We start from the raw sequence: 11,203 nt of genomic DNA on the forward strand, positions 1-11,203 counted from the left end.
GCAGCGATTACCGGAACCAAAATGTCCGAACAGACCGATCCCGCACGAGAGTTTACCGATCTTTGCATGCGGATACGGATGTCCACCACCGACTCCGGCGAAAATTATCTCGGGACTCAGTTTGGCGTTCCGCCGTGGTCAGGTGATTTTGTCAGGATATTGGCTGCAATTCACACTCGCATCGACGATCTTATCAAAATGATGAAGGAGGTCGGTCTAGATGAAGATATCGCAGACACGGCTGTAAACTGCCTAAACACGACCCGTCACGCGTTTACCCCGGCCGGCACTCAGAACCAATGGGCCCATGCCACAAGTCATTATCTCACTGATGCAAATTTGCTCCCCATTCGTATGGCGAGCGCTTACTTGCGACCGAAATATGGATATACTGTTGTTTCTAATGAAGAGCTCGAAGAGCTGGTGGTTGACATCGAGCAGCTTCTCGAATGGCTTCGGGAACGGGAGTTATCGGAGAGAGATTTCATTCGTTCGGCACTAATCGAAGGGCTCGAAGCATTTGTATTAAAGCTGACAAAAGTGGGCATCTACGGGTGGCCTGAGACTTTCGCGTCTTTGCGAGAAGTTGTTGCTGCATATCTGGCACTGGATCGAGGGTCTCCGGACGCAGGCGTCTCGCCCCCATATGAAGCTATGGTCAAGAAGACAGGCGAAGTTCTTCAGAAGATATTTGATCGCGTTAAGTTCGCTAAAGAAGTGAGCGAAACGGCTGATTGGGTCCTCAGGGGCTACGGAGCGCTTACAGCAGCCGCACAAATCGCACATCCGATCGTAGCTCTTCTTCCCCATGGAGCATGACACGCAACTCCCGTTACAGGCGACCCGGTGTAGTGCGACGAATCGGGCCCAGCAAAGGGCCGCGAGTGCCTCGGCTACCCCTAAAGACAGCCGAGGAATGCCTTCATCTAAAACCCGAGCCAGTTCCACCACGAGGGGGCTTGCTGGCGATCAGCGTCCGCTTGGGACATATAGCCCTGATGACGTGCGGCATCGGCTTCGGACATGAAGCGTCGGTTTAATGGTATAGAGGACCGCCCGGACACCTGACGGGACGGTACGGCCCCTCCAGCGAAATGCTGCGCCTCTTCCTCCGTCATGGGCCCGCTGTACCCCGCAGGAACTCCCGGCAAGAAACGGCTCCCTTTCATCCGGACAGCATCCGCTTGGGACAGCGTGCTCCTTCCGGCCATCAGGGACGAGTGGAGCGCAGGGACAGGCAATCCAGCGGCTTGAAGCCGGGCAACATCCCCCTGCGAGAGGGCGCCGCGAGGGACCGCGCGGGCCGCGTCGGCCTCGGATAGAGCACCACGGGGGACGGCACTTGCCGCTTCTGCTTCGGTGAGGGCGCCGTAGGACCCAGCGGATGAACGATTGCGTGGGACACGTGCCATTATGCTACCTCCCCCTTCGCTTCCCGCGCCGCCTTGAGCTGCTCCGCTCGGGCTTCCCACGCACGTTCCAGCGCTAACTCTTGCAGCTCCCGGCCGGGGTTGTGAGCGCCTAGAGCATTGGTCGTGGCCTTGAGGACGAGCCATTCAGCGAGCCATCCGGAGTACCTCATGGGGCGTGGAGGACGGCGACGGCCCGGCGAGAGCGTTAGGAACATCGCCGGATCGCTTTCGGAAGCGTTCGGGCAGAGCTTGCGGGCCTCGCGCTTGGCCCATGCGGTGAGGCGCTGGCCCTTGGGGGCGTCGATGAGGTCCGCGAGGTAGAATACGCCTACCGGGCTTAGGACAGTGACGTTGACGATGCCGTCTTCGGTAGCCTCTTGGGCGATGCGCTTGCCGTGGGCGGGGAACAGGTAGCTCTGGACCTTGGCGGCTGCGACTTCCTTGCTCCAGCCGATGGCATCGCAGAGGTCGTCAAGGGCGAAATAGGGAACGCCGCCGTCCTCGAAGGTGACAATCGCTATGGGTTTGCCCTCGAAGAGTAAGGACGTGGGTATGGTTTCGATTTGATCGGTCATTTCGGTTTCTTTGGGGATGATGCGGACCCTCAAGGGTCTCGCGGATCATGCGGGATGGTCGGTAGCTATCCGACAGGCCGATGAAGTTGGTTTGGAGGGTTGAAGCGCAGAGCCTCAGGCGGCCGTTCAGCATCGGAGGAACCCGGCAAGGTGAACGGAGGTGGTTCGGATGGAACCGAGGGGCCCCTGTAATTTCAGGACGCCTGGTGTTCTGCGGAGCGATTGTTGTTTCGCATCCGGTTCCATCGGAAGGGGGTGGATGGGACCCAAAGGGATTAGGGGACCCATAGAAAACTCAGGAGCGGCCGTGGTGGCGTGCGTGGTCTGACGCCAGAATTTGTGCCCGAGCGAAGCGCCACTTTTGAATTGCGATTTGGCAAAGAGGGGCGACAGGAGCCCGCAGGCGCCGAGAGGGACCCGTAGGGGGAGCCTACCGTCTGCCTCTGCCTAGCCGAGCCCTGCGGTGCGCCGCGAGGGCTGCCGTGTCCGTGTCGCGTGCCGCCTCCTGCCGGATGCCGTCGAGGACCTTGGGAAACATTGGCGCGGCAGGGCCGAGTGAGTCGGCAGATGCCCGGAGGGATTGGCCGGGCTCTGGGGGGGATATTTCCCCTCCAGCCGCATCGTCTTGCAGAGGTATACCTGAGCGGGACGCTTGAATGAGACGCTAATCCCGTCTTAATAGGGTTGACTTCGATTTGCGAGACGCTCACTTAAGGATCATCTAGACCCTAACGAGACGGAACGGCACACATGAGCAATAGTTACGGTTACGCGCGGGCCTCCTCGGTGGATCAGGACACGGCGATCCAAGAGGCCACCCTCAAGGCGGCAGGCTGCACGGTTATTCGTTCGGAGAAGAAGAGCGGAACGGCAATGGAGGGCCGCGCGGAGCTGGAGACGTTGCTGGCCTTCATTCAACCCGGCGACACCCTTATGGTTACGCGGATCGACAGGCTTGCGCGGTCCGTTGCTGACCTTGAGGCCATCGTGAAAACCTTGAAGGATCGCGGCGCGTTCCTGCGGGCCACAGAGCAGCCTATCGACACCTCTACGCCAGCCGGTAAGGCGTTCCTCCAAATGCTCGGGGTCTTCGCCGAGTTTGAAACCGCGCTACGGAAAGAACGGCAGATGGAAGGCATCTCAAAGGCCAAGGCCGCAGGGGTCTATAAGGGCCGCAAGCCGTCGATCAACGTTGCTCAGGTCCGGGAGCTGAAGGACGCGGGTGTGGGCCCGGCGGAGATCGCCAAGCGCCTAGGGATCGGCCGCGCGAGCGTCTACCGGGTCTTGGAGGCCGTGTCCTGAGGGGACCTAACGCTCTTGAGCGGCACATGCGGGGCGCACGGCCGGGAAGATAATCGGGTTTGAAGGCGGCTGCTATTCGTTAGGCCTCTAAGTGTATTGTATTGATAATACACGGGTTGTGATTGCCTCCGTTTACGCAAGGTCGGGTGATCCCGCCAACAGGTTGGGTGTTGACAGCGAGGGACCGTCGAAGGCCGCAGAGGGACCGGAAGCCCCTCCGGCTCATGCGGCCCTCAAGTCCTCAAAGTACCGCGTTGCCACCCGCAGTCCCCTTAGTCCCATCCAATCGACCATCGCCGGGCTCGTGACGGTCTTCCGGAAGGCCGCCCCGCTGGCGCCATACAGGTCCATGACGGTCCGCTTAGTCACCGTCCCGCCCCCGCTGGCCCTAAGGCCCTCCTCAATGGCCATAGAGAGCCGCAGGGCCGCCGTAGGGAGCTTCAGGCCCTCAGGGTTCCATGAGGACACTACGGCACCGGGGAAGGTCTCCGTGAGCAGCCCAGCGGCGCCCTTGAGCTTGTCCACGATATACACCTCACACGGCTTGCCCTCTCGGATCGAGGAGCGGCACACGGCCTGCAAGAGGTTGTGCCGATGCTCTCCGGCCTTGATGGCCTCAACGGTCTCCCTAACCGCAGCCGTCTCCAGCGGACCCCCTGCGGCGATGTGCAGGGCCGAGTAGGTCGGCGAGGGTTGCCGCCAGAGCCCCAGGACAACTACGCGGCGGATGTGCCGGTATTCGTTGGTGCCGTGGTGGCTGCCCCAGTGGAGGAACGCAAGGCGCTCGGGATTGATCGTGAGGCCCCGCAGCTCCTCTACGATGCTGTAGCTGTCGCGGTCCTGTGCATGGATGATTAGCCACGGTTCAGCGTCGTCCCCTTCGTTGATGATGTCGGACACGGCTGACAACACCTCTCGCCGGGCCTCATCGTCTTTGAGGGTCGATCGGCTGGCCGCCCGGTTCCAGTGGCGGACGCGGAGGCCGCTGTAGCCGGCTGTGAAGCCCGGCAGGCGCTTGAGGGTGCCCGCCGTCTCCATAGCCATGTAGGTCTCCCGAACACGCCCTGAGGCGTCTAGAATTAGGCAGGGCGCAAAATCCTCCGGCAGGGGCATGACGGCCCCGGCGAGGTGCAGGCCCAGCCCGTTGCAATCGACGACGACGCCTTCCCGGCCTGCGAGGGACTGGAGGGCCGAGAGGTGATCGCCAGCCTTCAAGCCTAGGTGCGTCTGGAGGGCCTTAGGGGCGCTTGAGACGGCGAGAGCTACATGGGTAGCCTGCCCGATCCGATCGGCGCTCAGTGAGTCCCCTAGGGCCTCTAGCGTCCTTGCGGCGGGGAAGTCGCGGAGACGTAGCTCGGCCAATGGCTGGACGATCAGGTCTTTTCGAAGCGTTACGTCCTTGGCGGGCATGAAGGCCTCGTCCCACACCTTCAGAGTTCGAGGGCGGCCGAGGTAGTAATAGCAGCTAGTCTCGGCGAAGGTTTTGCCTTGGCACCGCCTGTGGAGCATCTCGCGGGTCGTGAAGAGGACAGGAGCGGCTGCGGGGTCTGTCGATCCGATAGACGCTAGAGGGGCGTTCTTGTGGATCAGGACCGCGAAGTCCTGCGTCTCTAGCCCAGCGCGATCAATGCAGCTCTGGATTTCCTTGTGGGTCGCGAGGACCACGAGAGCGCCACCGGCTGGGCTGAAGTGATCGGCCTTCCATGAGCGGAGAAATGAACACAGCGCTTCAGTCTTACCGGCTCCGGGGTCTAGAGATGCCAAAAGATGGACCGAGGACTTTAGGGTTCCTGAGAGCATCTCGGCCATTGCCGATTGGACCGACGCTAAAGCATTCTCTTGAGACCCTTTAGGCCCTTGAGTGATTATCATTATGATTATTCCATTGAATACCCTTCTTCAGGGTCTTTCATCGTAAAGTGCAACTAGTCCCTTAAAGATTACTCTTTAGAACATAAGTTGCGGTTTGATCGACAGTGCATACGTATGGGGTAAATCGCCAATTGCAGACTATCTGCATCTGGTGCCCGTTCAGGCGAAGGCGTAATCGGCCCTCAGGACGTCCGCTAGATCGAGGGTGCCCCGCACGGGCTTCTCCAGTGCCTCCAGCTTCTCCAGCCCTTCTTCAGACAGCACGGAAAGCGCGTAGGTCTCTAGGGCCTCGAAGGGGCAGCCTGCTCCTACGTGAGGGATAAGGCCCGCAGCGGGCCTTGTGGCTGCTCCTACGTTGGGGGCAAATGCATCGCGGTGGCGCTGGAGGTTTCCCTATGTCCGTACAAAATGCGTGAGAGCCCGACAGCCCGAGAACGGACCGGCACGGCTGGAGAGCGCTTGGCAGACTTGCTCATATGTAAGGAGTATATCGCCGCAGCAGTCCTACTTATGCATATATGAGCAGTAAATCAGCGGTACCCCCGTCGATGCTCATATGTGCGGGGCAATTCTTCCGGAAGGGGCGCGGCTGTCCCTACGTGGGTGGCAACTCGGGCGGTCCCGCTGGCACCCGCTGGGCTACTCGAAGACGGCGGCGCGACTTCTCTATCTGTCTGCACTAAATCAGCAGAGAGGCTGCCGGGCTGCTTCGGGCGGCGGCGGGGCACCACATTACTCTATACGTCAGTACTAATTCCAAGCCGCTGACATCCCACAAGATTTTCCAGAGCCCAAATCGGCCGTTCCAGCCGTGAACATGCGGCCTCTTCAGGCTCCTTCAGCGTCCCTCCGGATCGGCAGGAACGCAGGACTGTCCGGGACCTCCGCAACGTTCGCAGGGGGCGCCTCGGACGATCCCGCGTTGACCGGGGGCCTGATCTGCAAGAAGGTAAGCGTGTGCCCGGTTCACGGACTGAAAGCCTAGTCTCTGGAGCCCTCTATGCCGAATATGACTTTATCCCCCTTGCAGCCTCAAAACCCTACCTCGCCCTTTGTCGTAGGCATTCTAGCGATGTTGAGGGAAAGAAGAGGCACTGAGGGTTTTCAGTACGTCACCGGCAAACCTCAGCCGGGCTGCACAACGGGGCGCTGCTTCCAGAATGTCGAGCGCTTAGTCACAGAACAGTCGGGCCACATGATTACCGGCTGGAGAATATGGGAGCTAGAACACACATACGCCCGCGCAGAGCACCATGCAATCTGGTGCCATTCAAATGGCGAGGTGTTCGATCCGACCCCACATAAGCCCGCTTTGTCCAGGATGATGTTTGTAGTGGACCCTACCGCCAGTTGGCCGGGCGGCGAACATCTCGCCCGCAGAAGTTTGTGGTTTGCCCTAAATAACCACGATCATAACGCAGACTACGTCAAATCTCTAATCTTAGACGAGCGTGATTTTGAAGCTGATTACTATCAACATAGGCCACTTCTATCGCCTCCTTATTCTTACTAGATAAATCAATCGAAGCGCGTGGTCCAAAGGTTCAACTATGGACACGGCAAGGGTTCGTCACCCCCTCACAACCGCCCGAGAGTCCCAATAGGCCTCCAGAGGCTTGTCGTCCTCATCGTCAACGTGCGGGGCCAGATAGGCGTTCATCTGGAACGCCATGGCCTCCAGCGCCATCCTGCCGCGCCCCGTGAGCCGGTAGAGGTACGCTCCGCCCTCGACGGCAGGCTTCACCTCCTCCACAAGATTGTAGCCGGTCCTTCCGGTAGCTGAGACCTTCCCAAGGTCCTGCAAGTCATCGTAGACCGTTCCCGGCTTGCCGCCCACCATCTTCGTGAGGGCCTTTAAATCTACAGAGTCCTTCATGGCGACATGCAGGAACACCGAAATATGCCGAGCTGAAGCGTTCTTCTTCATGAACTGCATCAACGCCCTATTGGCGCTGTAGAAAGCTTGGAGAGCGCTGTCCGACATAGTTTCCCCCTTCGACTGTAGGGCGCGGGGATTGCCGCTGTACGCTGGCCGGTCAACAGGCTCTTGGGATTGCAGAATATCCACAATCGTGGAGCATTAGGCACCTAGGCCCCCTCACCGTCCCTGCTGTCCGGCTCAAGGTGCGAAAGGTCCAGACCGGGATATGTGAGCTTCTCCAGCACCGCGAGGAGGTTGGCGATCGGGAAGCCGCCGCCGATGGTCCCGTAGATGCTCTGGGAGCCCGCTATGGCCCTTCCGGAGACCGCTAGGGCCTCGGCGGTCCCGGACAGCCCTGCGGCCTTGAGGCGGTCCTCAAAGCCATGCCGGAAGCTGTGCATCCCGAGCTTCGTCCCGGTGATCTCACGTCGCGCTAAATGCTTCACGAAGCGCTCGCTGAGCTTTGCCCCCCATTGCTGGCGGTTGTTTGCGTCCCCGTCTGGGAACAGCAAGGCGTCGGGAGTGCCGTGTTGCCTTTGGTGCCCAACAAAGGCGAGGAGCCCGAGGCGGCGCAAAGCCTGCGGGACTGGCACGTCACGGCGGCTTTCTGCGGTCTTGATGCTGCGGCCCTCATACCGGCGGACCCGGAAGCACGGCTCCCCGTCGATCGTTTCCACGTCCGCTATCCGAAGCCCGCAAATCTCTCCAAGGCGCATCCCCGTGAAGAGTGCGATCAACGGAACCCAGTACCGGCCCGGCTGAGCATCCTCGTCGTTTGCGCGAGGACGGTCCCACGGGGCTGCGGTGAAGAGTTCCTGTAGCTGATCGGACGTGAAGGCGTCCCGCTTATCACGCTCGTCGATCGGGTCCGGCTGCGCCAATCCTTTGAATGGGTTCCAATCAATCCAGCGTTCCTTGTGCGCCCACTCGAAGGCCGAGGAAATGAACGCCATGTAAGAGCCGTTAACGGTCTTCGGGCTTATAGTTTGGATGCCCAGCGTCTTGCCGCGCTCTATTGCCTCTAGAACGGTGAGTCCCTTTAGATGCCGGTTCTTGCCAATGCTGACTGGAAGGGCCTTCACGGCCTCAAACACAGCCCGAGCGGCCTCCCTATCCACTTCGTTCACGGCCGTGGTCCCGAGCAGCTGCTCCAAGACGCGGAAAGGCGCGTCTACACCCTTCCGGCTCGACACGGCCCAACGATCCCACTGGGCGAGCTTGTAGGCGCTAACTAGGGCAGAAACGGTCCGAGCCCGGCCTAGGGGGTTCTTTGGCTGTGCAGGTTTTGGCGGCGCTTCCACAAACTTGCCGCTTAGCTGCTTCCGGTCGTCCGCCTGCCGCTCCATGCCAGCGTCGTTGAGGGCCCATAGAAGGCGGTGACGGCTCTCCTCGTCATCCGAAGACAACGTGAAGCCCGCCTTAGCTAGGAGTCTGTCGGCAGTCTTGCCCCAGTGGCCCTCCATCTCTTCATAATCTGCCTCAACCTTCCAGCGCTGAAGGTCATCCGCAGTCCACACAAGGCCCTCAGAGGCACGAGACGCCCAGTCCCCGCCCTCCATCATCTTCGCGGCTATGCTGGCGTGACGATCGGACCTGTAAGCCTGCACGAGGCCCCGGACGTCTTCCGGAGTGAGGGTATCGAACGCCTCGGCAGCTTTCTTGGCCGCCAAGCGGGCCTCCCGAACCTCGCGGTCGTAATCATCGCTTGCCATGTAGTAGACGCGAGAGGCGGCCTCGGTCATTCGCCTGTTGGCGCCAAGCGTGACTTTCTTCTCCCAGCCCAAAGACCCGCGAACATCGGCCGGATAAGATCGACGGAAGAGGAGACGACCCGTCTTTTTCTCTTCGGAAACCCACGGAATATCTTTAGCCAAAAGGCCCTCCAGCGTACCGAGCTTCGTACCGGATCGCTGTGCAGCGGCCCCCGTAAGGGGTTGTTTTACAGGCATATTAGCCACTTACGGGAAAATGGTGCCCAGAAGAGGACTCGAACCTCCACGACCTTGCGATCGCCAGCACCTGAAGCTGGTGCGTCTACCAATTCCGCCATCTGGGCACGGGGTAGGGGCGGGCCTTTAGGGCGGGTCGCGCGGCCTTGTCAACAGCCCTGTTGCTGGGGCAAGGGCTTTTGCGTGATTTGAAGCGGCATCGGTACGCTTCGCGGGCTCAGCATGAGGGATCTACGGGCATGAAGAACAAGCTGGTGACGGTGATCGGCGGCGGCGGCTTTCTCGGCCGCTATGTCGCGCAGGCGCTGCTGAAGCGCGAGGTCCGCCTGCGGGTGGCGCAGCGCGATCCGCGCGCGGCGTGGTTCCTCAAACCGCTCGGCACGTTCGGCAACGTCCAGTTCGTTGGCGCCGACGTGACCAAACCCGAGACGATCGCCCATGCGATTGCGGGCTCGGATGCGGTGGTCAACCTGGTCGGTATCCTGTCGGGCAATTTCTCCAAGGTGCATGTCGAGGGCGCGCGCGTCGTCGCGGAAGCAGCGCGCGCGGCCGGGGTGCAGACGCTCGTCCATGTCTCGGCCATCGGCGCGGACGCCAACAGCGACTCCGCCTATGGCCGCAGCAAGGGCGAGGGCGAGGCCGCGGTGCGAGCGGCGTTCCCGCAAGCGACGATCCTGCGCCCTTCGGTCGTGTTCGGGCGCGAGGATGCATTCCTCAACCGCTTCGCATCGATGATCGCGAGCACGCGGTTCGTGCCGGTGTTGCGCGCGCAGACCCGCTTCCAGCCGGTGTTCGTCGGCGATGTGGCGGACGCGGTCGCCGTCGCCATTGCCGATCCCGAGCTGGCGGCAGGCAAGACCATCGAACTGGGCGGCCCCGATGTGATGACGATGGGTGCGCTGATGCGGTGGATCGCACTCGCGATCGGCCGCAAGCCGACCTTCCTCGAACTGCCCGATGCGATCGGCAGCTTGATCGCGATGGGCGGTGCGTTGCCCGGTGCGCCGATCACGCAGGATCAATGGAAGATGCTCCAGCACGACAACGTCGTCAGCTCGGGCGCGGCGGGCTTCGCTGATCTCGGAATATCCCCGACCCCGCTCGCATCGGTCGCGCCGACCTGGCTGGTCAGCTATCGCCGCAACGGGAGGTTCGGCGCGCGCGCTGCCGCCTGAACGGCGGAGCATCGCGACGGCATAGAAACGGCGGCGCGATCTCGCGCCGTCCGGAAGGGGGACTTGCGTGACCGATCTGTTGACCATCATCCTGCTCGGCATCGTCGAGGGCGTGACCGAGTTCCTGCCGGTCTCCTCGACCGGGCATCTCATCCTCGCCTCCGCGCTGCTCGGCTATGACGCCGCCTATTGGGAAGTGTTCAACATCGTCATCCAGCTCGGCGCGATCCTCGCGATCGTGGTGCTGTACTGGCGGACGTTCTGGGCGGTGTTGTTCGGGCTGTTGCGTGGCGACGCGCTGTCGATCCGGTTCGTGCGCAACCTGCTCGTCGCGTTCCTGCCGGCGGCGGTAATCGGGCTGGCGCTCCACAAGCAGATCGAGGCGCTGCTCGGATCGCCGCTGACAGTGTGCGTCGCGCTGATCGTCGGCGGCTTCGCGATCCTGTTCATCGAACGCACGGTAAAGGAAGGCGATATTGCCGGCGTCGCGAACATTCCGCTGCCCAAGGTCGTCGGCATCGGCTTCATCCAGTGCCTGGCGATGATCCCGGGGGTGAGCCGCTCGGGCGCGACGATCCTCGGCGCACTGACGCTCGGGGTCGAGCGGCGGACCGCGGCGGAGTTCAGCTTCTTCCTCGCTATACCCACCATGCTGGGGGCAACCGCGCTGGAGCTGTTCAAGAACCGGCATGAGCTGGCGAGCGGCGGCGGGGTTGGGTTCGGCGCGATCGCGATCGGCTTCGTGGTCGCCTTCATTGTCGCGCTGCTGGTGGTGCGATGGTTCATCGGGATCGTCGGCAAGCGCGGTTTTGCGCCATTCGCTTGGTATCGCATTGTCGCTGGCGGTGCTGCGTTGATCTGGCTTTTAGCTAGGTAATGCCGTATCGGACCTATAAGCGTCGATGTTTGTGGAAATTTCTTCCGTAAGCCGACGGATTCGAAATAATATGTAAGTTATGCTTACCTAGTAGGGTAATATTGCGTGACAGACGCGATA

At 61.3% G+C, this 11,203-nt stretch carries 8 protein-coding genes and 1 tRNA gene; 4 read left to right on the forward strand and 5 right to left on the reverse strand.

Features of this window, described 5'->3' with window-relative positions; all coding sequences use genetic code 11:
• Positions 1-21: 21 nt before the first annotated feature.
• Complete coding sequence (locus L8F97_RS17750) at positions 22-819, forward strand: hypothetical protein (RefSeq protein ID WP_242153298.1); 798 nt, start codon at positions 22-24, stop codon at positions 817-819.
• Positions 820-1,411: 592 nt separating this feature from the next.
• Here the strand turns inward: L8F97_RS17750 and L8F97_RS17755 are convergent.
• Entirely contained in the window at positions 1,412-1,987 is a 576-nt protein-coding gene (locus tag L8F97_RS17755; RefSeq protein ID WP_242153302.1) for a hypothetical protein, read from the reverse strand.
• Positions 1,988-2,737: 750 nt separating this feature from the next.
• Here L8F97_RS17755 and L8F97_RS17760 point away from each other — a divergent pair.
• On the forward strand, positions 2,738-3,289 hold the full coding sequence (locus tag L8F97_RS17760) for a recombinase family protein (protein WP_242153305.1): 552 nt from the start codon (positions 2,738-2,740) through the stop codon (positions 3,287-3,289).
• A gap of 222 nt (positions 3,290-3,511) precedes the next feature.
• On the opposite strand, the gene L8F97_RS17765 is transcribed toward L8F97_RS17760, so the two are convergent.
• From L8F97_RS17765 to L8F97_RS17780, 4 genes are all read right to left on the reverse strand, one after another.
• Entirely contained in the window at positions 3,512-5,098 is a 1,587-nt protein-coding gene (locus L8F97_RS17765) for a hypothetical protein (protein WP_242153308.1), read from the reverse strand.
• Between the two features lie 1,633 nt (positions 5,099-6,731).
• Positions 6,732-7,145 carry a hypothetical protein gene (locus L8F97_RS17770; RefSeq protein WP_242153311.1) on the reverse strand — a complete coding sequence of 138 codons (414 nt, stop codon included), beginning with the start codon at positions 7,143-7,145 and terminating at the stop codon, positions 6,732-6,734.
• 104 nt (positions 7,146-7,249) lie between these two features.
• The gene (locus tag L8F97_RS17775; RefSeq protein ID WP_242153314.1) at positions 7,250-8,956 is read right to left on the reverse strand and encodes a site-specific integrase; all 1,707 of its coding nucleotides are present in this window, start codon (positions 8,954-8,956) and stop codon (positions 7,250-7,252) included.
• 95 nt (positions 8,957-9,051) lie between these two features.
• A tRNA-Leu gene (locus L8F97_RS17780) sits at positions 9,052-9,138 on the reverse strand.
• A gap of 132 nt (positions 9,139-9,270) precedes the next feature.
• Between L8F97_RS17780 and L8F97_RS17785 the strand changes: the two genes are divergently transcribed.
• Entirely contained in the window at positions 9,271-10,206 is a 936-nt protein-coding gene (locus L8F97_RS17785) for a complex I NDUFA9 subunit family protein (protein WP_242153317.1), read from the forward strand.
• A gap of 67 nt (positions 10,207-10,273) precedes the next feature.
• Entirely contained in the window at positions 10,274-11,083 is an 810-nt protein-coding gene (locus L8F97_RS17790; RefSeq protein WP_242153320.1) for an undecaprenyl-diphosphate phosphatase, read from the forward strand.
• The last annotated feature ends 120 nt before the right edge of the window (positions 11,084-11,203 follow it).

Source organism: Sphingomonas sp. BAUL-RG-20F-R05-02, assembly GCF_022662305.1.
GTDB lineage: Bacteria > Pseudomonadota > Alphaproteobacteria > Sphingomonadales > Sphingomonadaceae > Sphingomonas.